Origin of the sequence: Pseudorhodobacter aquimaris (assembly GCF_001202025.1) — a bacterium.
In the GTDB taxonomy this organism is placed as follows: Bacteria; Pseudomonadota; Alphaproteobacteria; order Rhodobacterales; family Rhodobacteraceae; genus Pseudorhodobacter; species Pseudorhodobacter aquimaris.
The window spans coordinates 211,822-238,710 of sequence record NZ_LGHS01000076.1 but is presented as its reverse complement, the minus strand read 5'-3'; the positions used below and the strand labels follow the sequence as shown (position 1 = coordinate 238,710).

General features: G+C 61.6%; 25 protein-coding genes. 15 read left to right on the top strand and 10 right to left on the bottom strand.

Features of this window, described 5'->3' with window-relative positions:
- The first annotated feature begins 116 nt into the window (after window positions 1-116).
- On the top strand, window positions 117-572 hold the full coding sequence (locus AKU94_RS17975) for a hypothetical protein (protein WP_050528748.1): 456 nt from the start codon (window positions 117-119) through the stop codon (window positions 570-572).
- Between the two features lie 15 nt (window positions 573-587).
- On the opposite strand, the gene AKU94_RS17970 is transcribed toward AKU94_RS17975, so the two are convergent.
- The 3 genes from AKU94_RS17970 to AKU94_RS17960 are packed head-to-tail and all read right to left on the bottom strand — an operon-like array spanning window position 588 to window position 4,887.
- Window positions 588-3,278, bottom strand: coding sequence for an ATP-binding protein (locus AKU94_RS17970; protein WP_050528612.1), 2,691 nt, complete (start codon window positions 3,276-3,278; stop codon window positions 588-590).
- A 1-nt stretch (window position 3,279) separates the two neighbouring features.
- Complete coding sequence (locus AKU94_RS17965; protein WP_050528747.1) at window positions 3,280-3,537, bottom strand: hypothetical protein; 258 nt, start codon at window positions 3,535-3,537, stop codon at window positions 3,280-3,282.
- Window positions 3,538-3,597: 60 nt separating this feature from the next.
- On the bottom strand, window positions 3,598-4,887 hold the full coding sequence (locus tag AKU94_RS17960; protein WP_050528611.1) for a helix-turn-helix domain-containing protein: 1,290 nt from the start codon (window positions 4,885-4,887) through the stop codon (window positions 3,598-3,600).
- A gap of 190 nt (window positions 4,888-5,077) precedes the next feature.
- On the opposite strand from AKU94_RS17960, the gene AKU94_RS17955 reads away from it, so the two are divergent.
- The 14 genes from AKU94_RS17955 (at window position 5,078) to AKU94_RS17890 (ending at window position 17,512) form a co-directional block, all read left to right on the top strand.
- Window positions 5,078-6,667: an ABC transporter substrate-binding protein gene (locus tag AKU94_RS17955; protein ID WP_198144943.1), complete on the top strand. Its 1,590-nt coding sequence runs from the start codon at window positions 5,078-5,080 to the stop codon at window positions 6,665-6,667.
- 10 nt (window positions 6,668-6,677) lie between these two features.
- Window positions 6,678-7,664, top strand: a complete 987-nt coding sequence (locus AKU94_RS17950) for an ABC transporter permease (RefSeq protein WP_050528610.1) — start codon at window positions 6,678-6,680, stop codon at window positions 7,662-7,664.
- Entirely contained in the window at window positions 7,661-8,491 is an 831-nt protein-coding gene (locus AKU94_RS17945) for an ABC transporter permease (protein WP_050528609.1), read from the top strand. The genes AKU94_RS17950 and AKU94_RS17945 overlap by 4 nt, the downstream gene beginning before the upstream one ends.
- On the top strand, window positions 8,488-9,264 hold the full coding sequence (locus AKU94_RS17940) for an ATP-binding cassette domain-containing protein (RefSeq protein WP_050528608.1): 777 nt from the start codon (window positions 8,488-8,490) through the stop codon (window positions 9,262-9,264). The genes AKU94_RS17945 and AKU94_RS17940 overlap by 4 nt, the downstream gene beginning before the upstream one ends.
- The gene (locus tag AKU94_RS17935; protein WP_050528607.1) at window positions 9,261-10,052 is read left to right on the top strand and encodes an ABC transporter ATP-binding protein; all 792 of its coding nucleotides are present in this window, start codon (window positions 9,261-9,263) and stop codon (window positions 10,050-10,052) included. The genes AKU94_RS17940 and AKU94_RS17935 overlap by 4 nt, the downstream gene beginning before the upstream one ends.
- Window positions 10,049-11,137: a pyridoxal-phosphate-dependent aminotransferase family protein gene (locus AKU94_RS17930; RefSeq protein ID WP_050528606.1), complete on the top strand. Its 1,089-nt coding sequence runs from the start codon at window positions 10,049-10,051 to the stop codon at window positions 11,135-11,137. The genes AKU94_RS17935 and AKU94_RS17930 overlap by 4 nt, the downstream gene beginning before the upstream one ends.
- Window positions 11,138-11,905, top strand: coding sequence for an HAD family hydrolase (locus tag AKU94_RS17925; protein WP_050528605.1), 768 nt, complete (start codon window positions 11,138-11,140; stop codon window positions 11,903-11,905).
- A gap of 140 nt (window positions 11,906-12,045) precedes the next feature.
- Window positions 12,046-12,501, top strand: coding sequence for an SspB family protein (locus AKU94_RS17920; RefSeq protein WP_050528604.1), 456 nt, complete (start codon window positions 12,046-12,048; stop codon window positions 12,499-12,501).
- 22 nt (window positions 12,502-12,523) lie between these two features.
- Window positions 12,524-13,084: a class I SAM-dependent methyltransferase gene (locus tag AKU94_RS17915; protein ID WP_050528603.1), complete on the top strand. Its 561-nt coding sequence runs from the start codon at window positions 12,524-12,526 to the stop codon at window positions 13,082-13,084.
- Between the two features lie 75 nt (window positions 13,085-13,159).
- Window positions 13,160-14,554: a class II fumarate hydratase gene (fumC, locus tag AKU94_RS17910; RefSeq protein ID WP_050528745.1), complete on the top strand. Its 1,395-nt coding sequence runs from the start codon at window positions 13,160-13,162 to the stop codon at window positions 14,552-14,554.
- Window positions 14,555-14,556: 2 nt separating this feature from the next.
- A complete protein-coding gene (locus tag AKU94_RS17905) occupies window positions 14,557-14,748 on the top strand; it encodes a DUF4169 family protein (RefSeq protein ID WP_050528602.1) in 192 nt (63 codons plus the stop codon).
- Complete coding sequence (locus AKU94_RS17900) at window positions 14,745-14,978, top strand: ribbon-helix-helix domain-containing protein (RefSeq protein WP_050528601.1); 234 nt, start codon at window positions 14,745-14,747, stop codon at window positions 14,976-14,978. The genes AKU94_RS17905 and AKU94_RS17900 overlap by 4 nt, the downstream gene beginning before the upstream one ends.
- An 85-nt stretch (window positions 14,979-15,063) precedes the next feature.
- Window positions 15,064-15,846, top strand: a complete 783-nt coding sequence (locus AKU94_RS17895) for a carbon-nitrogen hydrolase family protein (RefSeq protein WP_050528600.1) — start codon at window positions 15,064-15,066, stop codon at window positions 15,844-15,846.
- 13 nt (window positions 15,847-15,859) lie between these two features.
- Window positions 15,860-17,512, top strand: coding sequence for a flavin monoamine oxidase family protein (locus tag AKU94_RS17890; RefSeq protein WP_050528599.1), 1,653 nt, complete (start codon window positions 15,860-15,862; stop codon window positions 17,510-17,512).
- Here AKU94_RS17890 and AKU94_RS17885 read toward each other — a convergent pair.
- From AKU94_RS17885 to AKU94_RS17855, 7 genes are read right to left on the bottom strand one after another with little or no spacing between them, the layout of a single operon-like run.
- Window positions 17,501-18,925 (bottom strand): AMP-binding protein, encoded by a 1,425-nt coding sequence (locus tag AKU94_RS17885; RefSeq protein WP_050528598.1) that lies wholly within the window; start codon window positions 18,923-18,925, stop codon window positions 17,501-17,503. The genes AKU94_RS17890 and AKU94_RS17885 overlap by 12 nt on opposite strands.
- Complete coding sequence (locus AKU94_RS17880) at window positions 18,918-19,763, bottom strand: hypothetical protein (protein WP_050528597.1); 846 nt, start codon at window positions 19,761-19,763, stop codon at window positions 18,918-18,920. Before AKU94_RS17880 ends, AKU94_RS17885 begins: the two co-directional genes overlap by 8 nt.
- Complete coding sequence (locus AKU94_RS17875) at window positions 19,760-21,070, bottom strand: diacylglycerol/polyprenol kinase family protein (RefSeq protein WP_157056604.1); 1,311 nt, start codon at window positions 21,068-21,070, stop codon at window positions 19,760-19,762. Before AKU94_RS17875 ends, AKU94_RS17880 begins: the two co-directional genes overlap by 4 nt.
- Window positions 21,067-22,167 (bottom strand): DUF3419 family protein, encoded by a 1,101-nt coding sequence (locus AKU94_RS17870; protein ID WP_050528595.1) that lies wholly within the window; start codon window positions 22,165-22,167, stop codon window positions 21,067-21,069. The genes AKU94_RS17875 and AKU94_RS17870 overlap by 4 nt, the downstream gene beginning before the upstream one ends.
- Window positions 22,154-24,541, bottom strand: coding sequence for a PEP/pyruvate-binding domain-containing protein (locus tag AKU94_RS17865; protein WP_050528594.1), 2,388 nt, complete (start codon window positions 24,539-24,541; stop codon window positions 22,154-22,156). Before AKU94_RS17865 ends, AKU94_RS17870 begins: the two co-directional genes overlap by 14 nt.
- On the bottom strand, window positions 24,538-25,443 hold the full coding sequence (locus AKU94_RS17860) for a UbiA family prenyltransferase (protein ID WP_050528593.1): 906 nt from the start codon (window positions 25,441-25,443) through the stop codon (window positions 24,538-24,540). Before AKU94_RS17860 ends, AKU94_RS17865 begins: the two co-directional genes overlap by 4 nt.
- Window positions 25,440-26,705 carry a hydroxymethylglutaryl-CoA reductase gene (locus AKU94_RS17855; RefSeq protein WP_050528592.1) on the bottom strand — a complete coding sequence of 422 codons (1,266 nt, stop codon included), beginning with the start codon at window positions 26,703-26,705 and terminating at the stop codon, window positions 25,440-25,442. Before AKU94_RS17855 ends, AKU94_RS17860 begins: the two co-directional genes overlap by 4 nt.
- Window positions 26,706-26,889 lie beyond the last annotated feature (184 nt).

Below are 26,889 nucleotides of genomic sequence, written 5' to 3'. Positions count from 1 at the left end.
TTCCACGCAGAGGTAGCGCCCTGCGCGCCAAAGGTCCAGCTTTGCGCGCAGCAAATGCTTTCCAAATGCCGCGCTATGGGCTACGCAAGGGGCAACAGATGATAGGGAAAGCCGCTATGAACAGACCGCTGGTCGCCGCCCTTTGCGCAACTTTGGCCCTCGGGGCCTGCTCTACCGTTGGGAAATCCCGCCTGAATCCGATGAACTGGTTCGGTGGCTCAGAGGAAACCCCCGTGGTGACCGTGGTCGAGGGCAAGCCCGTCGATCCGCGCCCGCTGATCTCGCAGATCACCGATCTGAAGCTGGAGCGCATGCCCGGCGGTGTGATTATCCGCGCCACCGGCCTGCCGCCAAGCCAGGGGTTCTGGGATGCCGAGCTGGTGGCCCGTCCGGTCAAAGACGGCACGATCGTCTATGATTTCCATGTCTTCCCGCCGGTAACGCCAAAGGCCGCTTCCACCCCGCAATCGCGTGAGGTGACGGTCGCCAGCTATCTGTCGGACACCAAGCTGGCAGGCATCCGCCAGATCACGGTGCAGGGCGCCAGTAACGCGCGCAGCAGTCGGCGCTGATGCGCGCCTTGGGGGCTATTTCTGGGCAACCTCCAGCCGCAAAGGCACGGTAACGCGAAATGCCCCGCCCCATTGCCCCGGCAAATAGCTGATGGTGCCGCCCAGATTGGCCATCACCTCACGGCAAATCGCAAGGCCAAGCCCGGCCCCGCCCGCCTTGGTCTGATCGGTTAGCCGTGCGAATTTCTCGAATATAAGCGCCTGTTTATCCTTGGGGATACCTGACCCGTTATCGATGAAATCAACCGTCACGCGGCCGCCCTTTTGCCGCACGGCGATGCGCAGTTCCGGGTTGGTCGCATCGCAATATTTGCGCGCATTGGAGATGAGGTTGATAAACACCTGCGTCAGCCGGTCACTGTCGGTGCGCAGAAAAATCTCTTCGGTTGGCAAATCGCGGTGGATGATAAACTCCCGCTCGGGGCGGGTATGACAGGCCGCCGCCATCGCACGGTCAATCATCCCGCGCAGGTTGCTCAGGTCCAGATTAAGCTGCACGGTGCCGCTTTCCAGCACGCTCAGATCCAGCAGATCATCCAAAAGCCGCGTCAGCCGTTTGGTTTCATCATGGATCACATGGCCGTATTTCGTGACCAGCTCTCCCGGTAAATCACCCTCGGTCAAAATCTCGGAAAACGCGCGGATAGAGGTCATCGGCGTGCGCAGCTCATGGCTGATCTGGCTCAGGAAGGCGTCTTTTTGCACCGAAAGCGTGGTCAGCTTGTCATTGGCATCACGCAGCTGGCGCGCGGTGCGGGTCATCTCTTCGCGCTGTTCTTCCAACTTTGACGAGTATTCCTTGATCTGGGCGGCCTCATTGGCCACGGCCATCAGATCCTCGACCGAGACAATCGCCCGCCCCGCAATCTGCGAGATCATCGCATGGGCCGTCGCCGCCCCGACCGACCCCGCAAGCCTGCGCTCCAACAGATCGATGAACCCCGAAGTCGGATCGGGCAAATAGCCTGCACGCCCTTGGGCGCGGGCCTCGGCCTCAAAAAAGGCAAGCGCCTCTTCATCGCCCAGAATACGCTGTGCCATGACCAGAAGGTCCTCGGCCTCCGCCCGGCCATGAGAGGCCCAGCCATGCGCATTGCCGCTGTCCACTTCGAACACATTGACAAAAGCCGCGCCCTGAAACCGTTCGACAGGACCGGGAAAGGTCAGCAAGGAGCCGACACAAAAGGTAAATGCATTCAGTGCGATGGACCAGAACAACGCGTGGATCAACGGGTCCATACCCGCCACACCAAACAGCGCTTGTGGACGCAACCAGCCAAGGCCAAGCGGCCCCTGCGCCAGAATTTGTTCCGACAAAACCCCATCCGCCCCGAAAGAGGGCAGGAACAGCGTATAGGCCCAGATCGCAAACCCAAGGCACAGCCCCCAGATCGCCCCCGTGCGCGTGGCCCCGCGCCAAAAGACACCCCCCAGCATGGCAGGCAAGATCTGCGCCACCCCCACAAAGGAAATCAACCCGATAGAGGCAAGCGCCTCGGCCCCGCCCGAGCTTTGGTAATAGGCAAACCCCAGACCAAGGATCGCCAGAATCGACAGCCGCCGCGACAAGAGCATCAACCGCCGCACATCCCCCGCCACCGGCTTGGCCGGGCGCAGCGACAGCCAGAGCGGCATCGCGATATGGTTCGACACCATCGTCGCCAGCGCGATCGAGGCCACGATCACCATCGAGGTCGCACTTGAAAACCCGCCCAGAAACGCCAGCATGGCAAGCCCGCCCTGCCCCTGGCTGAGCGGCAGCGTCAGCACGAACAGATCGGGGTTGGACCCCTCTGGCATCAGCTCCAGCCCGACAACGGCAATCGGGATGACAAAGAGGCTCATGAGCATCACATAAAGCGGAAAGGCCCAGCTTGCGGTGGCCAGATGCCGCTCGTCGCTGTTTTCCACCACCAGCACCTGAAACATCCGCGGCAAGCAGATCACCGCCGCCGCCGAAAGGAATATCAACCCCGTCCAGCGCGAGGGCTTCATATGCCACTCGGCCATCGGGCTGGCATCGATCCGCGCCAGAATATCCGCAGGCCCGCTGGCAAGCCCCCAGATCACAAAGATCCCCACTGCAATCAGCGCGACCAGCTTGACCACCGCCTCGACGGCGATGGCGGTGACAATGCCGGTGTGCTGCTCATTGGCATCAAGGTTGCGGGTGCCGAACAAAATGGTGAAAATCGCAAGGCCGATTGTCACCCAAAGAGAGGTCACATTGCCGTCCGGCTTGGCCCAACCATCCGCCGTGGCACTGGCGAACACCCCGAACGAAAGCGTTACAGATTGAAGTTGCAGCGCGATATAAGGCGTCGAGGCCGTGACGCACATCAAGGTTACGATCACCCCCAGAAGGTTCGATTTCCCAAATCGGCTGGAGATCAGATCCGCAATAGAGGTAACCCGGTACTGCCGCCCGATCCGCACCAGCTTGCGCAGCACCCACCACCAGCCGACAAAGACAACCGTCGGCCCCAGATAGATGGTCATATATTCCAGCCCCGAGCGCGCGGCATATCCCACAGCACCGTAAAACGTCCATGCCGTGCAATAAACCGACAACGACAACGTATAGACCAGAGGCGAGCGCAGCCACTTCACCGCCCCGCGTGCGGCGCGACGCTCTGCCAGAAACGCCACGCAAAACAGCATGACAACATAGGCCACAGAGGCGAAAACCAGCAGATTGAACGGCATCTTACCCTTTGTCCTCATCCGCGGGGGTGTCACCCGGCGTCAAGCGCCGCGCCAGAACCGCCGCGGCAATGATAACGCACAGCCAGACCACGAACAGATAGATCGCATCCTGCCCCGAGCTGCGCAGATCGCTGCCCGCCTCACCCCAAAGCATCGGCAAAATGATCAGGAACACCGCCAGGATCGGCAACAGCCGTGCCGCATCGCGCAACCGGCGCTGGCGGTAACTTTGCGGTGCAACATAAAGTGGTTTATTCATCACCTCCCCCATCCCCTTTTTCCGACTATCGCGGGTTCGGCGCGGCCTGTCAAAACGCGTCTAGGCAATTTCGGCAATAATCGACGGTTCGCGGCGCGCTGCACAATTCGCGCGCGGGCAAATCCGGCAAGAGCTGCCGACCTCCAGCGCCGGTCCTGCGCGCTCGGCCATCGAGGGCGCGATGAGCATGGCGGCATCGCGCACCTGCGGCCCCGAAAATCCCTTAGGATAAGTGATCGCGCAATAGGCCCGCAACTCAAACCGCTGCGGGGTCAGCCCCGGCATCTCGGCTATGGCCGCCACAGGATGCGCAGGGCAGGACAAGGCGGCATAAAGCGGCCAAAGCGGACAAGCCGCCCCTTGGCGCGGCAGGATGAACCCATCGACCGGCTTGCGCATGATCAACGTGCCCGCCCCATCGCAAAGCGCCAGCCCTTCGGTCGCACCAGGACGCAAGGCCAACCGCCGGAACACCCGCAGCACATCACAGCCAAAACGTTGCGCAAGCAGCAAGGGGTCGCTCTCTTCGGTCAGGGCCGACTCAAATTGCGCCAGCGGCAGGTGGCGGGCATCCTCGGCTGCCTGCGCCACCCATGCACGGGCCAAAGACCGCGCAACCCCCGAAGCAAGGCCCGAAATCCGCGCCTTCAATGCATCCGGCCCCGCGCCCCCCGTTTCCAACTCGGGGAAATGCCAGCCCTCTTCGGCAAGCCAGCTTTCGAATTCTTCTTGCGGGGCGGCGACACCGGTGTCGGCCTCCTGCTCGGACCCATCGAGATAGGCGACCAGCGCCTCGGCCCCGGCCGCCAGACGCCCGCTGTCGGCATGAAGGTTGGCGTGAAACCGGGCGCGCCAGTCGGGGTCGATATCCTCGGTTTCCGCCAGAATAGCAGCGGTGGACCGCACCGAACTGACCGCCGAGAGCATCTCATGCAAAGCTTGGGACAGATGCGGGTCATGGCCGATCCGGTCGTTCAGCGCCGCGACCATCCGCTCCAGATGTCCGATGCGCCGGTATTGCCCCGCCAGCAGATCGGCCCAGCCCGGAAAACGTCCCAGAAATTCATCCAGCCGTTCCACCTCGGGCTTTGGCCCTTGGGCCGCGGTGGCCGCCGCGCGCAAATCGGACGAAAGGCCACCTTCGGCACCTTCGGCCAGATGCGCCGCATCCACCCCCAAGACCTTGGCCAGCTTGGCCAGAACAGCATCAGATATCCGGCGCCGGTTATGTTCGATCAAGTTCAGATAAGATGCCGATATGCCCACAGCCCGCGCCAGATCGGCCTGTCCGATTCCCGCAGCCAAGCGGCGTTCACGCACGCGGCTGCCTGTCAAACCTGTAAGTGCCATAGGCTAACCCTCTCTGATCTGCCCAAATTTACATCATTTGAAAAGTTTTACAATTTGCATTGACAGCCTCGTGACCACTTGGGCAAATTTCCGGCCCGTGTCCGGGGCTTTATTGACAATCCCCACCCCCGGTGACAGCCTCCTAAACGAAATATCTGTTGCACCACGACCCTTTGGAATGGAGAACATGATGTCTATCCAGATCACACGCAGAAATCTGATACGAGGTGCCGCCATCTTGCTGGGCACCACGGCGCTGCCATCCTTTGCCCTTGCGGCAGCGGGCGGGCGGCTGGTCATCGCCTCGGATTCAGAACCGCGCAACCTGAACCCTGCGATGGTGGCCTCCAACGGCGTGTTCTTTATCGCTTCCAAGATCGTGGAACCTCTGGCCGAGCTTGGGTATGACGGGATGAAGCCCCTGCTTGCGACCTCATGGCACGGGTCGGATGATGGCAAGACCCTCACCTTCAAGCTGCGCGAGGGGGTGACATGGCATGACGGCCAGCCCTTTACCGCCGCCGATGTCGCTTTTTCGGCGATGGAGGTCTGGAAGCCGCTGCAAAACCTTGGCCGCGCGATTTTTGTCAACCTTGAGGCGGTTGAGACCCCTGATGATCATACCGCCATTTTCCGCTTTTCACAGCCGACACCGGTGCAGCTGATCCAGAATGCCTTGCCCGTGGTCACCTCGGTTTTGCCCAAACATCTCTATGAGGGCAGCGACATCAAGGAAAATCCGCTCAACCTTGCCCCCGTCGGCACCGGCCCGTTCAAATTCGCCGAGCACCGGCCCGGTCAATATTACCGGCTGACCAAGAACGATGCCTATTGGAACGCGGGCGAACCCAATATCGACGAGCTGATCTACCGCGTCCTGCCCGACCGCGCGGCGGCGGCAAATTCGCTAGAGGCGGGCGAAATCGGCCTAGCCGCATTCTCCATGGTGCCGCTGGTGGAACTGGACCGGATCGGCCAGATCGATGGGCTGGAGGTGATCACCAAGGGCTATGAGGCGCTGACCTATCAGCTGATCGTCGAGATCAACCACCGCCGTGAACATATGGCCAACCTCAAGGTCCGTCAGGCCATCGCCCATGCCATCGACAAGCAATTCGTTATCGATGCGATCTTCCTCGGCTATGCCGCCGCAGCGACCGGCCCCGTGCCCGCCAATGCGCCAGAGTTTTATACCCCCAAGGTGACGCAATATGATTTCGACCTCGATAAGGCCAATGCCCTGCTGGATGAGGCGGGCTATCCCAAGGATGCCTCGGGGGTTCGATTCTCGCTGGATCTGCTGCCCGCGCCCTATTTTTCCGAAACCAAGCAATTTGGCGATTACCTGCGCCAAGCCTTGATAAAAATCGGGATTGAGGCGCGGATTGTGGCCAATGATTCCGCAGGGCATCAAAAGGCGGTCTATACCGATCATGATTTTGATCTTGCGATTGCGCCTACGGTTTTCCGTGGCGATCCGGCGATCTCAACGACCGTTCTGGTGCGTTCGGGGCTACCTGCGGGGGTGTCCTTTTCCAATCAGGGCGGCTATGCCAATCCGCAGGCCGATGCGCTGATCGACAAGGCCGCAGTGACACTGGACACCGACAAAAGAACCGCGCTTTACAAAGAGTTCCAGCAGTTGGTCGCGGCCGATCTGCCGCTGATCAATGTCGCCGATTGGTCCTTTACCAGCGTCGCCGCGACCAGCCTTGGGAATGTCGCCAACAATCCGCGCTGGCCGGTTTCAAACTGGTCCGATCTGACGGTCGAGAGATGAGGCGCGCAGGATGAAACGGGCTTGGCGGCTGCTTTTGCGCCGGTCGCTGACCAGCATCCCCGTGCTGATGCTGGTCATCACCGGCACATTTCTGTTGTTGGAGAACGCCTCGGGCGATGCGGCCGACGCCTATCTTGTGGCCATTGGCGGCGGGGATGCGGGCTATGTCGCGGATCTGCGCGCAGAATACGGGCTGGACCGTTCGGTCTGGGTGCGGCTGTGGTTTTACATAAGCAATCTGGCACAGCTTGATCTGGGACAGTCGGTGGCGCTGAACCGGCCCATTCTGGATGTGATCCTTGAACGGCTTCCTGTCACGCTTTGGCTGATGGGGTCGGCGGTGGCGCTGTCATTTGTGTTCGGCAGCTTGCTGGGCGTCCTTGCCGGAGCGCGGCCTGGAAGTGCCACCGATCGCACGCTCTCTATCGGCTCCTTGGCGCTTTATTCGGTGCCGAGTTTCTGGCTGGGACTGGTGCTGTCGGTGGTGTTTGCGGTGCAGCTGCGCTGGTTTCCGGTGTCGGGCATAGAGACCATCGCCTCGGGTAAGACGGGGCTTGCGCGGGCGGGGGATATTGCCCTCCATCTGGTGTTGCCGGTGGCCTCTTTGGCGATGCTCTATCTGGCGCTGTTTTTGCGGTTGATGCGCGCCGGCATGGCCGAGGTCTGGCGGCAGGATTTCGTGCTGGCGGCAAGGGCGCGGGGTATAAAACATCACAAGATCATCTTGCAACATATTGCGCGCAATGCATTATTACCGCTCATCACCATGCTGGGGCTGCAAGCGGCGGGGATGCTGGGCGGCTCGGTTGTGATCGAGGGCGTCTTTGGTATTCCCGGCTTTGGCAGGCTGGCCGCCGAGGCGGTATCGGGCCGCGATGCACCCTTGCTGATGGGAGTGATCCTGACCAGCTCCATTCTGGTTATTCTGGTCAATCTGGCGGTGGATATGGTTTATGCACTGCTTGATCCGCGTGTCGGGGCCTCGGATCCGGCATGAATTTTGTCGCCCGTTTCATACGCTCCCCCGAAGGGATTGCAGGGTTGGTTTTGTTGAGCCTGCTGGCGGCGGCGGCCCTGCTGGCGCCTGTGTTTTTTCCCGGCGATCCGTTGGCAATCGAAGGCAGACCCTTGCTGCGCCCCTTTGAGCACCCAGGCCTGCCCTTGGGCACCGACCGGCTGGGCCGCGATGTGATGGCCGAACTTTTTCATGGCGCGCGGGCGTCAATGATCGTGGGCATTTCGGCGGCGGCAGTGGCGATCTTGGTCGGCGCTTTGGTCGGCACATTGGCGGGCTTTGGGGGCGGGCTGATCGACGAGGCCCTGATGCGGGTTGTCGAAGCGTTCCAGATTGTGCCCGGATTCTTGCTGGCGCTAGCCTTTGTCAGTGTGGTCGGCCCCTCGCTGACGGTGGTTGTGATCGCCATCGCACTGGGGTCATGGACCGGCCCCGCCCGCCTTGCCCGCGCCGAGGTTCTGTCGATCCGCGAGCGGGATTTCGTTGCCGCGGCGCGTGTCATCGGGATGCACCCTTTGGAAATCGCGGTCAAAGAGGTCTTGCCCCTCGCCCTGCCACCGGTAATGGCGCTAACATCGGTGATTGTCGCGGGTGCCGTGCTGACCGAGGCGGCGCTGTCTTTCCTTGGGCTGGGCGATCCCAATATCGTCACTTGGGGGTCGATGATCGCCGAGGGGCGCAACGTGTTGCGATCCGCCGCCTATCTGTCGATTGTGCCGGGCCTCGGGCTGGTGGCATTGGTTCTCGGGGTCTATCTTTTCGGCGAAGGTCTGGTAGAGGCCCTCGCCCGCCGTGAGGGTCAGGGATGAGCGCGTTGGTTTCCCTTGAGGGCCTCAGCGTCCGCTATCCGCGCAGCACCACTCCGGCACTGGAGGCGGTGACGATGTCGGTCGCGCAGGGTGAAAAGCTGGCCATTATCGGGGAAAGCGGTTCGGGGAAATCCACGCTGGCCCGTGCGCTGGTCGATCTGTTGCCAAGGGGTAGCCGGTGTGACGGCACCATCACCTGGCAGGGCGGTTCACCTGCGCCGGGGCGCGACTACGGCTATGTCTTTCAGGATCCGGGGTCCAGTTTTGACCCCATCCTGAGCATCGGCGCGCAGATGGTTGAGGTCTTGCAAACCCATTTCCCGCTGACCCGCCATGACGCGCGGGTGCGGGCCGCCGCATTGCTGGCACGGGTGCAAATCCCCGCGCCCGAACTGGCGCTGGATGCTTATCCGCATCAGTTTTCCGGCGGTCAGAAACAACGGATCGCCATTGCTATAGCCATCGCGACCGGCCCCAAACTTCTGATCGCGGATGAGCCGACAAGTGCGCTTGATACCGTGGTGCAGGCTGAGATTGTGGCCCTTCTGCAAGAGTTGGTCGAAAGTGACGCGATGACACTTTTGTTCATCACCCATGATATCGCTCTGGCCTCTGGTCTGGCCGACCGGATCGCGGTGTTCCGTAACGCGCGGCTGGTAGAGATCGGCACAGCCAATGAAATCATCACCGCCCCGCGCCGGTCCTATACCCGTGGCCTTGTCGCGGCCCATCTGGATCTGACAACGCCCGTGCTGATCGGGGACGTCCCATGAGCCTGTTGGAGGTGAGCAACCTGTGCAAAACCTACCCCGGAAAACGGCGGGTCATGGCGCTGGATGATGTTTCAATCACCTTAAAGCGCGGGGAAACACTGGGTCTGGTTGGCCCATCGGGCAGCGGGAAATCCACCCTCGCACGTGCCATTATGCGGCTGGTGGAACCCGACACGGGCAGCATCCGCTTTGAGGATGGCGACTGGCTGGCCCTGCGTGGACGTGCCTTGCGGCAGGCGCGGGCACGCTTACAGATGGTGTTCCAAGACCCGCTCGGGACATTCAATCCGCGCGCCTCGGTGGGCGGGGCGATTGGGGATGCACTGCGCATCCACAATATTGGTGCGCGCCATGACCGCGCCGATCGGGTCGCGGTTCTGCTGGAACGGGTCGGCCTGAGCGCCGATCACGCCCGCCGCCCCATCACCCAGATTTCGGGCGGTCAGCGTCAGCGCGTTGCCATCGCCCGCGCCTTGGCCACCGCGCCCGCGCTGATCGTGCTGGATGAGGCGGTCTCGGCGCTGGATGTCACCGTGCGCGCGCATATCCTCGATCTACTGGTCAATCTGCAACAACAAGAGGGCATCGCCTATCTGTTTGTCTCGCATGATCTGGCGGTGGTGCGCGCGGTGTCGCACCGCACCGCGATCATGGAGGCCGGACGCATCGTCGAAACCGGCCCGATCCAAAATGTCATCGCCGCCCCCGCCTCGGCCACCGGTCGCGCATTGGTCGCCGCCGTTCCACGCCTGATCACCAACCCGCCCGCAAAGGAGCCCGCCCCATGATCCCTTGGTCCCCCCTGCCCGACGCGCCCGACTTTCCTGCCAGCGGCTTTGCCCAACTGGCTGACCGGATCGCGGACCTATTGGGCACGCGCAATGATGTCGTGCTGGTTCAGGCCGAAGCTGTGGTGGCACTAGAGGCCGCGGCCAGCAGTCTGGGACGCCCCGGCTTGGTCGCGCTGAATGTGGTGACAAGCCTCTATGGCGCGTGGTTCGGTGGCTGGCTGCGCCATGCGGGGGCCACGGTGATTGACCTGACCGCCGAACCGGGCCGCCCGATCACCGCCCAAGTCGTGGCCGAGGCGCTGGAAACCCACGACATCGGGCTTTTGGCGATGGTCCATGCGGAATCGGCAACCGGCATCCTGAACCCTTTGCCCGAGATCATGGCACTGGCGCAAAAGGCGGGCGTGATGACGGTGGTGGATGCGGTGGCCTCTTTTGGCGGGCATCCGGTGCCGGTGGACGCGCTGGGGATTGATGTGGCGGTCATCGGGCCGCAAAAGACCATGGGCGGCCAAGCGGGCTGTTCCGCGATTTCCATCAGCCCCCGCGCGTGGGATGTGATGAACCCCGCCGGAGAGGCCCCCTCGATCCTGTCACTGGCCGATCTCAAGGCGGGCTGGATCGACGCAGGGCGCGGCGCATTGCCCGGAACGCCCTCCCCCATCGAATTTCATGCGCTGGCCGCCACGCTGGACCGGATAGAGGCCGAGGGGCTGACGGCAATGCTGACCCGCCACGGGGTGGCGGCACAGGCGATGCGCGCAGGGGTGGCGGCACTTGGGGTGATGCCATGGGTTGCGCCGGAACATGCCTCCAACCTTGTGACTGCGGGGCCGGTGCCCGAGGGGTATAGCGCCGACGACCTGACCCGCGCCCTGCCCCAAGGAGCAACCATGATCGCCCCCGGTGTTGGCCCCGCCGGAGAGCGCTTGGTCCGGTTGAACCATACCGGCCCGCGCGCCTGCCCGGCCGTTGTGCTGTCCGAACTGGCCGCCTATGCGGGCGCATTGGCGCGTCTGGGGGAAACGGTTGATTGCGGCGCGGGGCTTGCCGCGGCGGCATCTGTTTTTGAGGGTGCATAGATGACGGCAGAGCGGCTCTCACATCGGCCCAAGGCCATCCTCTTTGATCTCGATGACACGCTCATTAGCGCCTACCGCAATCCGGTTGAGACATGGCGCGGCATCATCGCCGAACACCCCGAGGCCCTGGGGGAGCAGGACGCGGGCTGGGTCACGCGGGGCGTGGTCTTTCGCATCGTTGATTTTCTGTCTGACCATGAGGCGCGGCGCCTTTGGCGGCTGGAGGCCGATACCACGCGCCGCCTTGTGATCCGCCAAGCATTCCACAAGCTCAATCTGGCGCGACCCACAGGGTCGGAGCCGCTGCACGGGGTCGATGCCGACCGGATTGCCGACCGGTTTGAGACCTATCTGAACGAGACTATGCGCCTGAAGCCCATGGCGATCGAGACATTGGATGCCCTGGCTGCGCGCGGACTTGCGCTGGCCCTGCTGACCAACGGGTCCAGCAAGACACAGCGCCGCAAGATCGCACAATTCGATCTGGCCCCCCATTTCCAGCTGATCCGTATCGAAGAGGAAGTGGGCACCGGCAAGCCCGAACCGGCCGCCTATCACGGCGCCCTTGATGCGCTGGGGATGAGCGCGGATGACACATGGATGATCGGGGATGACCCGATCTGGGATGTGGCGATGCCGCGCCGTCTTGGCATGGGGGCGATTCTGTTTGACGATCTGGGCGGACGGGAACCCGATCCGGCAGCCCCGCCCCATGCCATATTGACCCGCCTGACCGATTTGCTGCCTTTGGCTGACCAATCCGTTTAGGGCAAACCAGCCCGCCTTATGACCGTTGACAGACGCAACACTCGCCCTTCTTTTCAGGTCGATCAGTTTTTTGGGGTTGCGCGCCCTTCCTTTAGGCCAGAAATCCCTTATGCTGCTCCAAACCTTGGAAAGGACACCGCATGGCTCGCACAATCGAATACGGCAACCTGATGCATAACGCCATGCGCGGACTTATACAGACCGTTCTGACGGATGTTTCCAAGAACGGCTTGCCCGGGGATCACCATTTCTTCATCACCTTTGACACCACCCATCCGGAGGTTGAAATCGCCGATTGGCTGCGCGCCCGCTACCCCGAAGAGATGACAATCGTCATCCAGAACTGGTTTGACAACTTCGAGGTGACCGACAAAGGGTTTTCCATCACCCTCAACTTTGGCAACAACCCCGAGCCGCTGATCATCCCTTTTGATGCCCTGCGCACATTTGTTGACCCTTCGGTTGAATTCGGCCTGCGGTTTGAAACCTCCGATGACAGCGACGAGGACGAGGCCGATCTGGAAGAGGACGCGGAAGCAGAAGACAACACAGCTCATAACGCCGAAGTTGTGTCACTCGACAAATTCCGCAAATAACCCCCAGAAAGTTTCGCGCCATATGCTCGCCGACCTCGCGTTCTTTCTGAAACAGGCGGTCATGCAGCCAAAGCAGACGTCCTCTCTGGTGCCCTCTTCGCGGGCGCTGGCGGCGGCAATGGCATCACATGTGGGGCCCGATACGGGGCCGGTGGTGGAATTCGGCCCCGGCACAGGGATCATCACCAAGGCGATCCTTGCGCGAGGCGTGCCCCCCGAAAACTTGACCCTCTTTGAGATGAACCCCAGCTTTGCGGCGAACCTGCGGACCCGTTTTGCGGGCGTCAAAATCCATGTCACCGGCGCGCAAGAAGCGCCAAACCTGATGCCCGCAACCGTGGGGGCCGTCGTATCGGGATTGCCGCTTTTGTCGATGCCAAGCGGGTTGCGCCGCGACATTGTTGCCGCCGCCTTTGAGATCATGCGACCGGACGGCGTTTTCATCCAGTTCACCTATGGCCAGAAGATGCCGCTGTCGGCCGAGGGGCTGACCGCTTTGGACCTGCACGCCACAAAAGCGCAAAAGGTCTGGCGCAACTTCCCGCCGGCACAGGTTTATTTGCTGCGCCGCGCCGATATCTAGGGCTTTGCCGCGCGGTGCCAATTGATTTCTGCGCCGCAGCGGCCTAATAAGGCGCAAATTTTGCAGGAGAGCATGATGTCCGCAACGCGTACCGAAACCGACAGCTTTGGCCCCCTTGAAGTCCCCGCGGACAAGTATTGGGGCGCACAGACCCAACGCTCGATCCAGAACTTCCCCATCGGCTGGGAACGTCAGCCCGTCGCCATCATCCGCGCGCTTGGCGTGATCAAGAAAGCCTGTGCTTTGGTGAACAAAGCCCAAGGCGATATGCCCGCCGATTTGGCCGATACCATTGCGGCGGCGGCCCAAGAGGTGATCGACGGCAAGTTTGACGACAACTTTCCGCTGGTTGTCTGGCAAACGGGTTCGGGTACGCAAAGCAACATGAACGCGAATGAGGTGATCTCTAACCGCGCGATTGAAATGCTGGGCGGCGAAAAAGGGTCCAAGAAACCCGTCCACCCGAATGACCATTGCAATATGGGGCAATCGTCGAATGACACCTTCCCCACCGCGATGCATGTCGCAACGGGGATGATGGCGCGTGATGTGCTGTTGCCGGGGCTGGAAAAGCTGCACACTGCCTTGGTCGCGAAATCCGAAGAGTTCAAGGACATCATCAAGATCGGCCGCACCCATACTCAGGACGCAACCCCTCTGACGCTGGGTCAGGAATTCTCCGGCTATGCGCATCAGGTTGCCAAGGGGATCGAGCGGGTCAAATCCTGCCTGCCCGATATCTATGAGCTGGCACAGGGTGGCACCGCGGTTGGCACCGGATTGAACACCCGCGTTGGCTGGGATGCCCGTGTGGCCGCCGAAATGGCCAATATCACCGGCCTGCCCTTTGTCACCGCCCCGAACAAGTTCGAGGCATTGGCCGCCCATGACGCCATGGTGATGATGTCTGGCGCGCTGAAAACCGTTGCGGGAAGTCTGTTCAAAATCGCCAATGACCTGCGTTTGCTTGGCTCCGGCCCGCGCTCGGGCCTTGGCGAATTGATCCTGCCGGAAAATGAGCCGGGCTCTTCGATCATGCCGGGCAAGGTGAACCCGACCCAGGCCGAGGCGCTGACCATGGTCTGTGCCCATGTCATGGGCAATGATGCGGCCATCGGCTTTGCCGGTTCCCAAGGGCATTTCGAGCTGAACGTCTACAACCCGATGATGTCTTATAACCTGTTGCAAAGCATGCAGCTTTTGGGTGACGCGGCGGGTTCGTTCACCGATAACATGGTTGTGGGAACGCAGGCCAACACCACCCGCATCGACAAGCTGATGAAGGAATCGCTGATGCTGGTCACGGCGCTGGCCCCGACCATCGGCTATGACAATGCGACCAAGGTTGCCAAAACCGCGCATAAAAACGGCACGACCCTGCGCGAAGAGGCAATCGGTCTTGGCCTTGTCGACGGCGAAACCTTTGACCGTGTGGTGCGCCCCGAAGATATGATCGGTCCAAAGGGCTAAGCATGGCGGCAGATATCCTCAGCCTCGCGCGGGCGCGCAAACAGCGCGACCGCAAGGCGCGCGCCGCGCAGGCTGATGCCAATGCCGTCAAATTCGGCCGTACCAAGGCCGAAAAACAGGCCGATGCGGCCGCCAAACAGAAATCAGATCGCGCCTTGGACGGCCATGCGCGCGATCCCGAAGACGGGTCATGAGCCGCGCTTCGGAACGCCCGGCCAAACGGTCGCTGACATTACGCGGCCACCGGACCTCGGTCTCGCTGGAAGCAGAGTTCTGGCAGGCCTTTCGTGATATTGCCGATGAACGCGGGCTGACCATCAATGCCCTTGCGATTGAAGTGGATGAGGCCCGCCAGACCGATATCGGCCTGGCCTCTGCCATCCGGGTTTTTGTGCTGAACCATTACCGCAAGACCAAAGCCTGACACCCCCTTGCACAACGGCCTGAAAAGGGCGAGGCTCGGCCTGCATGGACCCCGCCCCCCAAAGCAACCCGCCAAGGAGTTGTCGATGAAGATCGCATTGTGGCAGACACCCCCGCATCATGATGTGCAAACCGCGCTGGAACAGATTGACAGCGCGGCAAAGCAGGCCAGGGCGGCGGGCGCAGTGGTGATGGTCACGCCGGAAATGGCATTGGGCGGCTATAACATAGGTCCCGAGAAATGCGCCGAACTGGCACAGCAGGCAGATGGGCTGATTGCCGCCCTCAAGCAGATTGCCACAGCGCATGACATCGCCCTTGTTGCAGGGCTTGCCCTGCCCGGCGAGGGGCGTCCCTTCAATGGTGCGATCGCGGTGGACGGGCATGGCCGCGAGCTTTGCTGCTATCACAAGACCCATCTTTACGGCGATGTCGACCGCGCGCAGTTTACGGCGGGCAAGGCCCTATCTGGCCTCTTTGACCTGCACGGGTGGCGCATCGGCTTGGCGATTTGCTATGACGTGGAATTCCCCGAGGTCACAAGATCGCTGGCCCTGCAAGGCGCAGAGTTGATCTTGGTCCCGACGGCCAATATGGCCCCCTTCACCAGCGTTGCCACAAGGCTTGTTCCCGCACGGGCCGAGGAAAACGCTGTTGTCGTGGCCTATTGCAATTACACCGGCCACGAGGGCGACTTTGACTATTGCGGGCTGTCTTGTGTCTGCGGTCCCGATGGCAATGACCTTGCGCGCAGCAAAGCATCGGATAGTGATGTGCTGATCGCCGATCTCTCGCATGCCGCTTTGGCCGACTGCCGCGCCGTGATGACCCACCTCAGGGATCGCCGTCCCGAATTGTACCGCCCCTGAAAGGAACGAACACATGGTGAATAAAGTCTCTGTCTTCGGACCGGATTTCCCCTTTGCCTATGATGACTGGATCAAACATCCAAAGGGGTTGGGGCATCTGCCCGCGACGGCCCATGGGGCCAAAGTGGCGATCATCGGATCGGGGGCTGCGGGGATTATCGCGGGCTATGAGCTGATGAAACTTGGTGCGCGGCCCATTGTGTTTGAGGCGGGACAGTTCGGCGGCAGGCTGCGCTCTCAATCCTTTGAGGGGGCGGATGGTGTTATTGCCGAGCTGGGCGGGATGCGGTTTCCGGTCTCTTCCACCGGGTTTTACCACTATGTCGAAATGCTGGGCACCGAAAGCAGGCCTTTTCCCAACCCGTTGACCGAGGCGGCGGGCTCCACCGTGATCGACCTGCTGGGCAAATCGCATTACGCACAAACCCTTGATGACCTGCCCGTGCTGTTTCAGGAGGTGGCCCGCGCCTATGATAAGGCGCTGGAGGATGGTGCCAATTTCACCGCGCTGAAACAGGCCATCCGTGACCGCGACAACGCCCGCATCAAAGAGATCTGGAACCCCATCGTCAAACAATGGGATGAGCGTACCTTTTACGATTTCGTCGCCTCTTCTGATGCATTCAAGGCGCTGTCCTTCCATCACCGTGAGGTTTTCGGTCAGGTCGGTTTCGGCACCGGCGGCTGGGATTCCGATTTCCCGAACTCGATGCTGGAGATATTGCGGGTCAATGTGACCGAATGTGATGACCATCAACGCTATATGGTCGGCGGCGTCGGTCAGGTGCCGCGCAAGCTTTGGGAACATGCCCCCGAGGCGATCACCCATTGGCCCAAAGGCACGACGCTGGCCAAGCTGAACAATGGTGCCACACGGGCCGGTGCCGTGCGCATCAGGCGGCAGGAGAACGGTAAAATCCAGATCACCGACCAATGGCAACGCGCCGAGGCATTCGACGCGGTGCTTGTCACCTGCCAGAGCCATCTTTTGTCGATCGCCATCGACACCGAGGAAAGCCTCTTTGCCCAAGACCTGTGGATGGCGCTGGACCGCACCCGCTATATGCAATCGGCCAAGACATTCGTCATGGTGGACCGTCCCTTCTGGAAGGACAAAGACCCCGAAACCGGACGCGACGTGATGTCGATGACCCTGACCGACCGGATGACACGCGGCACCTATCTGTTCGACAACGGGCCGGACAAGCCTTCGGTCATCTGCCTGAGCTATTCATGGATGACCGACGCGCTGAAGGTTCTGCCGCTGCCGGTGGAAAAGCGGGTTGATCTGGCCTTGTCCTCGCTGGCACATATCTATCCCGATCTGGACATCAGGTCACATATTCTGGGCGACCCGATCACCGTCAGCTGGGAAAATGATCCGAATTTTCTGGGGGCCTTCAAGGGGGCGCTGCCGGGGCATTACCGCTATAACCTGCGGATGTTCGGGCATTTCATGCAAGACGATCTGCCCCCGCAGGAACGCGGGATTTTCCTGGCCGGTGATGGCATCAGCTGGACGCCTGCCTGGGTAGAGGGCGCGGTGCAGACATCCCTCAATGCGGTGGCGGGGATTATCCGGCATCTGGGCGGCGGCTTTCACCCCGAGAACCCATCGCCCTGCGACCATTATCCCGAATGGGGGCCGGTGCCGCTAGACAACTAATCTGGCAAGGGCGGCGCGGTCGATTTTCGAGGCATGCCGTTTGTCCATCGGGATATTGGCAAGCTGTTTCACCTTGGCGATCCCCAGACGCGCGGCCTGTGCCTGCCAATCGGCAAGGCACCGCGCGTCGCCCTCCACCACCAGACAGGCGCCCGCCCCGGTTTCGATCAACGCGCATCCGGTGACGCCTTTCCACCCCCGCGCGGCGACCTCGATCGGAAAGGGAAAGCGCGGCCCTTGCGGCAGGTCCACCTCTGTGCCGCTGCGCCCCAGCAGCCACAGCCTGCCCTGCGCATCGACATGGCCCGCATCGCCCGTCCGGTGCCAGATCACCCCGCCCTCATGGACCTTGTTTTCAACGTCATGCGCCGGATCGAGATAGCCGGAGTTGACATGCGCCCCCGCGACCTGGATCTCATCCTCAACCACGCGCAGCGCAAGCCCCGCCACGGGATGACCAACCAAGAGGCCCTTCCCCTCTGTCATCCAGCGCTGGTCCTCGGCGCTGATATCGATCGCATCCAGATGGGCAATCGGCTCTGCCTCGGTCGAGCCATAGACGCAAACAAGGCGCAGCTCCTTATTGCCCGCCGTCAGTCGCCGCATCAGATCGGGAAACACCGGCCCCCCGCCGGTAAAGAGGCTATGCAACGTGGTCGGAAGCGTCACCTCAGCCAGTTTCTCGCAGAGTGACGGTGGCATAAGGGCCCGCGTCACCGATTGACGGGCCATCCAACCGGCCAGCGCGGCGGGTTTGACCCGCGACAGGCGCGACATCTTCCAATCGGGCAAAACCGATGTCCGGCCGCTGGCGATATTGATCAAAACGAACACCGGAAAGCAGACCAGATCCCGCTCTGGCGTATCGCTGTGCAGCATGGGGGCGATGGCGTGGTGTTGTGCGTCAAGAAAGCCATGGCTGCGCGGGATCGCCTTGGGCAGGCCGCTGGTCCCCGAGGTAAAGGAGATCAACGCGATATCCTCTGCCTGCGGGGCGGGCAGATCGGGCCTTGGACCGCGCGATGCTGTGGGCCGCAGATGACGCAGGGGCCACAGTTCAGGCAAGGCAAATTTCAACACCCCAAAGGCGCCGGAACTGCAAAACGCCGAGACCCCTTCCAATTTCGCGGCATGACGCAGCCCCGCAAGCCCCATGGCCGGCTCGGGCAAGACCACCGTGGCCCCCAGCGACCAAAGTGCTGCCAATGCGGCATAGAGGTCGGCATCCCACCGCATGGCCAGCAAGACACGGTCGCCCTTGCGGATACCCCGCATGTGCCACGCGCGCGCCAAGGCCTCGGTGCGGGTCATCAGTTGCGCAAAACGGGTCTCACGCCCTTTGCCATCGACAATCGCAACCCTGTCGGGATGGCGTGCAACGGCGGCGGCGAAATCCGACAGCAGGTTAGTCATCCAGAACCAGCCCGAACAACCCGTAACGGCGAAAGACCTCGGCCCCTTCGGCCGCGCTGCGCAATGCAGAAAGGTTATCCTCATGGATCAACGCATGGATGGCCGTATCATAGCCCCCCGCCAATGCCGCAGTGTGAAAGGCATGGGCCAGATGCTGCCCCGCCCCTTTTTCCAGACTGGCATAGGTTTTCAAGATGGCGCTGCGCGGCTTTGGCCCTTCGGCATAATTCGGGGTGCCGAACAAAAAACCCGCAAGGCTCTGATCCGGGCGGCGGGCGAAAAAGATCAACTCTTGCCGCAGCAATGGCACCATGGGCATATACATCGCCAGAAATGCGTCACGGCTGATCGGTTTGTAAAAGGCATTGCGCGAAAAGGCCGCGCTCGACAGGGTAAAGACCTGATCGAACAGCACCTCGGGGTTGGTCCCGTCCCACGGGCTAACCTCAAATGCCGCAGTGGCGGGCGGGGCCGTCCGCGCCACCTGTGCAAGCGGCACACGGGCCGAGAAATAGCGGCTGATCTGGGCAAAGCCCGCGTCTTGCATGACCTTCAGTGCAAGGGGATTATCCGCAGGCTCCATCAAGAACTCCGGGCTGCCGTCGCTTTGGGTCACGAAACGGTAGCTGTGCCAAGTGTCGCCCTCCATCGGGCCGATAACACGGCGCAGCCCCGCCTCACGGATAAAGGCAAGGGCCTGGGCCAATACATCCGCCCCCGCCGCCGCCGTCTTGCACGTGAATGCCCCCAACGCCGCGGCGGGCATGCCGTCCCATTCCGGCGCGTCCAGATAGGCGGTGATCTTTGCGCCATCGGCACGGAAAACCTGTTGTGTCATGCGGAAATACCAATCGAGATCAAATAAGTAGAAAGCGGGATCACAAGCGCCAGCAGCGTCAGCTTGCCCACACGCGCCCGAAAAAACCACTGCGGAAATAAGGAAGGAACAGCAGCCGCCAGAAAAAGACAACCCAGCACCACCGGCCACATCGCCCCGTTCCAGTTCGACGCATCCGGGTTCAGGCTGATCACCCCCGCATAAAGCAGGCAAAGCGCGCCCGCCTCGGCCATAAGCACCGCGATGCGCCGCGCGGGCCTTTGGGGCGTCAGGTCAAGCGCGCTTAACCCCAGCGTCATGCCCATCGCCGTCATCCCGTAAAAGCTGACGGCATTCCAACCACTTGCCGTCCCCAAGGTCAGCCAGCCAAAGCTGACAAGCGCCAGCGCAGCGACGATATCAATATCGGGAAATCTCGCCTTGCAAGGGGTGGTACTGCGCGCCCAGACATGGGCCGCCAGCACCAGAATGGGCAAAAGCGCATTTTGCACCATCGTCACCGCAAGCAGCAAAAACACCGTGATAACATAGACATGTGCTGTGTGATCATTCAGCCCGATCCTTGGCGCAACGCCCCGAAAGGCAAAGATGCTGATGGCAAAAATCCCCGCAAGGGTCATCAATTCCGGTAAGGCGCTGGTCGCATGGACCGACAAGAACACCAGCAGGCCAAGCGGCAGGAAGAAATTGTCAAACCCGCGCCAGCTGGTTGCCTCAACCAAGGTGCCAAAGCCCGCGACCATGACAGAAAGCGCGATGATATTCAGCGGCGCAAACCCCGTCATCAGCATAAGGCAAAGCATGGAAATCAACAGTGTGACGGTGAAAAAGACCACGCTGCCCTCGATGCTCTTGGTCCCGTCCTCGATTTTGAAAAACCGGGTGCCATAGGTGCTGCCCGCCAAGGCGGCGGCGGCATCGGCAAGGGTCAGAACCGCGATCGGCAAGACATAAAGATAGAGCTGCTCCTGTGCCAGAAACAGGCACAGACCCACCGAAATCGCTAAGAGAAGATCGCCGTAAGAACTCCGCGCGACACCGTGCAGGGTCTTGCCCAGACGTGAATTCGGCAAGCGCAGAACCAGCAGCACGCCAAGCGTCACCCCCACCAGCACATAGACCGGCCAACGTTCGGGAAACAGCCACGGCAGCATCAGCGCATAAAGCCCGGTGCCGATATGGATCAGCTTGCGCTGCACCTCGGCGCCGATCTGCCACTTTGCCGCAAGCTGGCGCACCACGCCCATCAGCCCCAGCAAAACCGCGACCGAGGCCAGCGCCAGCATGAGTTGCCAAAACGCGCTCACCCTTTGACCTCTTCCACAACCAGATCGGAATAAAAGAACGCCTTGTCGCGTGGTTTCAGCCGATCCTCGATATCGCTGCGGGTTGTCACCCTATCCGCAAAAGCCTGCGGCACACGGCGCGGGGCCATCATGTTCCAATAGACCAACCGCGCACCGGGGGCCGAGGCGCGCAGAATACTGCCGTAAACCTGCGCAAAGACCCCGGGCGACATATACTCGAAAATATCGGACAGGTTGAACCCGTCCGCCTTCTCGCCGGTTGAAATAAAGGCCTCCAACGATCCGGGGCGGATGTCGAGCCGGTCCAGACGGGATTTGATCACCTCGAAATGCTCGGCCCGCCATGTCATCGGCAGGGCCGCCCCATGGGTGCCCTTCATGATCCAGTGGAGATAGGGGTTTTGCGCCGGTTCGCCAATAACAGCCGCATGATGGATACGGCGCGCGACATGCTGTGCGGGACTGCCCTCGACATGGTCGAAAAAGGCCTTGTCCCGCCCCATCCGCCCCATAACAAAGCGCGAGAAAAAGACGTTCAGCAACAACCGCCAGCGCCAAGTGTTGAACCGCCTGTCAAGGAACGCCTGACGCGCTGCCTTGGGGCGCGGCACAAAGATCGCATCAATCGTCTTGCGGGAATGGACCAAGGGCAAAAGCCGGGTTCGAAAGATGCGGAAGTAACGCTCAAACTTGCCGACACCGCCCGCGCCGTGCTGGGCGACCTCATCGCCCAGAGCGTTCCAGAACGCCTGCACCTCAGGGGCGGCCCCCGCCAACGCCTTGGCCAAAAGCGCCTTGCGTTTGGTTGAGGGACGCGCCCCCATCAGCGCCAGAAATTCCGCGTGATCCAGATTGCGAAACATACCAATCCGCAACTGAAGGCAGGCAATCTGGGCCGGAGACAGGTCCACCACCACGACCTTTTCAGGGTCCAGCGTCAGCATCGCCAGCGCATTATCACCCGCAGAGCAGATCGAGACCAAAGTCCCGCCCGCGCAATCGCCCAAGGCTTCGGTGAGCACATCGGCATCTTCCCAAAGCTGGGCATAGCGGATGTGGTCAAAGGCGGCTTTGGATTCGATCTCACATCTCTGCATCGCAGCGCTCCACCTGCCCGGTTGCCCCATCAACGGTAAGGGTCTCACCGTCCCTGATCCATTGCGTCGCCCCCTTAAGGCCGACCACACAAGGAATGCCCAACTCCCGCACCACAATCGCGGCGGCATTGGAAAACACGGCAATCCAGCCCGGATCGGTATGGCGGGCGACCAAGATATCACCGGGGGTCAGGGATTCGGTCCGCGGGTCGCGGATCACCCTTGCCCGTGCCGTCACCTGCCCCGCCGAACAGCCCGTACCACTGCGCGCGGCAGCATTGTCCTGCGCGGACGGGACGTCGTTCCACTGCGGCGCGATGGCCGGTCCGCGCAGCTCTATCCGTTCCGGCGGGTCCGGCCGTTTGGCGGCGGCCAGATCCTCGGCCTTTCGCAACGCCACATGCGCCTTGAGGTCCGGCGACAGCCCGTACCCCTCCACCGCGCCGAGCAGTTCATCCTTGGTCAAAAAGAACACATCGCGCGGGGCGGCCAACAGGTCACGCGCTGCAAACTCCCGCCCAAGGGCAAGGAAAACGCGGCGGGTATAGCCAAAGATGCGCGTTCTTTCGAACCGCAGGTTCTCACGGTCCCGCACACGGTTCTTGGTCCAGCCGATCAGCCATTTCGCAACCCGCCGTTTGACCGGATTTTTCGGAAACAGCGCCTTCCAGTCCGGCTCTGGCGTGATGTGCTGGGCCTTGGGGTCCCGCGCGGCACTGGCGGCAATTGCCTGCAACAGGCTGGTTGGATCATCACTCAGGGGGATGCTCTCCAGCTTCAGCTCTTCGGTGCAACGGTCGCCGAATTTCTCCAGATAGGCCTGCACCTCGGCAGCAATCTGGGGGTGCCCCTCAAGGGCCGCCAGCCCCTGTTCGCGCAGCGCATCCGCAAGGCCCGCCGCCCCGACCATTTGCCCCAATTTGGCGATGCGCTGTGCAGGCTCGGCGGAAATGATATCGCCCTGCCCGATCATCACGTCATTATGCAGGCGCAAGCCCTCTGGCCCCAGCCATTTCTCCAACAGATTGCGTGAGGCGCCAAAGGCGATCATGCATAGAAAATCATTGACCAAAGGCGCGTCCCAACGGTCCAGCAGGCTGCTCTCGATCCGGCGGTATTCGGCGGCAAGCGCCGTTGGCCCCGCCGTGCCGGGATCAAAGCCGCTGTCAAGCGCCGCATTCAAACGCGCGTAAAACCGTGCCCGCGTGCGCGGCAACCGGACGGCCTGCCAGATCAGACCGCCGCCGACCTTGACCAGCTTCAGATACTCCAACAGGCGGGCGGCCCCTTGCGCCGGTGGCGGGCCGATCGCATCGGTCACCTCTGCGGGCATCGGCGTTGCAACCCCCATCATGGTTTCCATATAGGCCCGGTTCAGCGAAAACCCCGGCAGTAGCGCCAGCGCCTGATACCAGTTGACAAGGTTGTAATAGACCCGCCCGTCAACGCGCCCCAGCATATTGCCAAAGACCGCCGCATTGGCGTCAATTTTTGCCTCAGGCACCCCCAAAAGCGTGACAAAGGCCCGATAAACCCGCGCATAGATATGCACCGCAAAAGAATAGGTTAGCGGGCTGACCATGCTGGGATAGCTCTCGACGATATTGGAGTTGTCAAAGATCGTCAGGGCCGTGTCCGGCTGCGGTGGCGGAAACAGCGCCGTGGTGATGGGCCGCGATTGCAAGATATGCAGCCCCTCGGCATCAAAGGCCCATTCGATATCTTGCGGCGAGCCAAAAGCCGCCTCGGCGCGACGGGCAAGGTCGGCCACCTGTGCCGCCTGATCCGGGGTCAGGACCTTTGGCGTGGCGGGTCCATGCACGCTGCTGTCCACGGTCCACCCCTCGCCGTCTTCCTCGCCCGAGACCAGACGTTCGCCCAGCCCTGCAATGGCCGAGATTACAACCTTGTTGCGCAGCCCGCTGACCGGATCGGCAGAAAAGGCAACCCCTGCGGAGACAGCCTCAATCATCCGCTGCACGATCACGGCAGGCCCCTCGGCCTCACCGCCCGATTTCACCGCGCGGTAGGTTGCGACAGTATCGGAAAACCCCGATTGCCAGACCTCCACCGCCGCTTGCCAAACCTCGCCCCCGGCCACGTTCAAACGGGTGTCGAACTGTCCGGCATGGCTGTGTTGCGCGCCATCCTCGGCCCGGCCCGAACTGCGCACCGCAAAGGGCCCAGCGCCCAAGGCCGTCAGGGCAGCCTCCAGATCCTTTGGCTTTGTGCCCGCCTCAAAGGCTTCGGCGCGGATCACAAAAAACGCCGGCGGGTTGAACCCCAAAGCCGCCAGTCGCGACAGGGCCGCGGCCTTGCCGCCAACCTCGGCGACATCGCTTGCGCGCTCTTGGCTGATTAAAACCGACGTCATGTTGCCCCCATCAAAACTGGCACAAAGCCCGCAATCGCGTAGCAGGCAAAAACCCAAAGACCCGCGATCTTATCCATGCGCTTTTCATTCAGCTGTGTCGGGGCTTGCGCATAGCGCCGCGCCGCCAAAAGGCAGCTCAGAACGCCAAAACCGCCCAAAACCAAGCTGATCGCAAATGCTCCCACCGCAGCCGACACGCCCAGCAATAGCGCGAATGACAGCAAGACACTCATCCCCCAGACAAGCGCCGCGCGCCGTGGCCCCCACATGCGGGAATAGCTCTCTACCCCGTCAATCTCACTTTCAGGGGCCCAGAGTTTTCGACCGACCTCCAATACGCAGCCGTTCACAAAAGACAGCGCCAGAAACATCCACAGACCGCTTGCCGCGCTGCCAAAAGGCATCCATTCCAGCCCTGTCAGCAAAAGATCAATCAACGGCATGATCGCCATATGGCTGAGCAGATAGAGCAAGGGGCGCGCCTTGAGCCATGCGGGCACAGCGAATTCCACCGTCATTGCCGCCAGCCATATCCAGACCAGCGCCAAAAGCCATAATGCGGGCGGATGCCACAAAAGCGCCGCCAAAGCCGCCAGCGGTAACGAGACCACCCCAAGCCCGATGACCAGACGCAAGGACACCAATCCGCGCGGGATGGGACGGTCGGGCCGATAACGCCGGTCATCCTCCAGGTCCTTGTATTCATCGCAAACGCGCATCTGGAAAAACAACAGCATCGCAAGGATAAAGCCCGCCAGATAAGCGCCCGCGCCGGGCAAGGGCCGCCCCGCAAGTTCTGCCGAGACGCAGATGCTGGCCGCCGAGAACACCGCCAGAAGTGGCACGGTTTTAAACAGGGGAAAGCGTTCCGCCTGATAGGTCCAAAGTGCCGCTAGGGTCATCTTTGCCGCGCCAGCTGTTCATGGGCGCGGGTGAAATGGCCCGCCGCAATGGCCGCCACGATGGAAATCTCACCGCAAAGACAGGTTGCGGCAGCGACCTCGGCCAGGGCGGCGCCCTTGCCCGGCCCTTTCAGCCCCAATATGTTCAACCCTGCGGATTGGCTGGGCAGGGATGTCCCGCCCCCGACCGAACCGACAAGGATATTCGGCATCGTGACCGAGCAGAACAGATCCTCGCCGCGGGCCTCCATTCGGGTAATGCCAATCGCGCTTTCCGCAACGCAGGCTGCATCCTGTCCGGTGGCGATATAGAGCGCGGCGAGACCATTGGCGAAATGCGCCTGTGCCCCCAATTGCCCCGACAGATGCGCGCCCAGATTGGCGACCTGACCGTATTCCAGCATCGCCTGCACCGTGGTGCCCAGCGTTTTCTGGACCACATCGGCCGTTAGGGTGACAGAGGCGCTGACCTTGCGCCCGCGTCCCGTGACCAGCCCTAGAAACGAGGCCTTTTTATCGCCCGAGAAATTCCCCTCGATATACCACGCCTTCAGCGCAATCGGGCAACGCGCCGCGATATCCTCGCACAGTGCATTGGTGGCGATGGTCACCATATTCTGCCCCGCCGCATCGCCCGTACTGTAACGGCAGATCAGGAACACGACGTTATTGTCGATCACCGGCTCTACCGAGACCAGCTTACCGTGACCGGTGGTGCCTTCGGCAACCGCCTTGAGGGCTGTGATTTCCTGCACCACCCATTCCACGAACATTCCCGCATCCAGCAAACCGTCCAGAACAAAGGCCGGCGTGCGGATCACCCCCTCATAGAGCAAGGCCGTACTGATGCCGCCCGATTTACTGGCCGCATAGGCCCCGCGCGCATAAGAGGCCACCAGAGCCGCCTCGGTGGTGGCCATGGGCACGTGATAATCACCATGGGCATTCAACCCGTTGATCCGTAAAGGCCCGATGATGCCCACCGGAACTTTGACCGTGCCGATAAAATTCTCGATATTCGCGCTGAAACGATCAGGGGCGGCCATGGTCAAAGGGTCGGCCATCGCATCGTGATCCTCTGGCGTGGTGGTCGCCCCGAAGCGGTCCCAGTATTTCGCCACCGAAGCCGTGCTTGCCCGGCGCACTGTGCGCAGGGTGGCAAATGCCTCCCCCTTGGGCAGCAAACGCGCCTTCAGGGGTGCCGTCTGAAACCGGCTGCGGATCTTTTGCAGCATCTCGATGACATGCGAGGGGATTGTCATATCGGAACCTCCGGCTTTGCTTTACGAATGGAACTCTTACAAACGGCGTATTTGGTACCGGATCGGTTTAGACCTCCGGACGCGTCACGACAGCGAACACATCCAGAGAATGGAACATGATTGCCTGACGGGTATCACTTTTGGAAAATGGTGTAAATTACCGGGCCGGAACGGTTTTCGGATT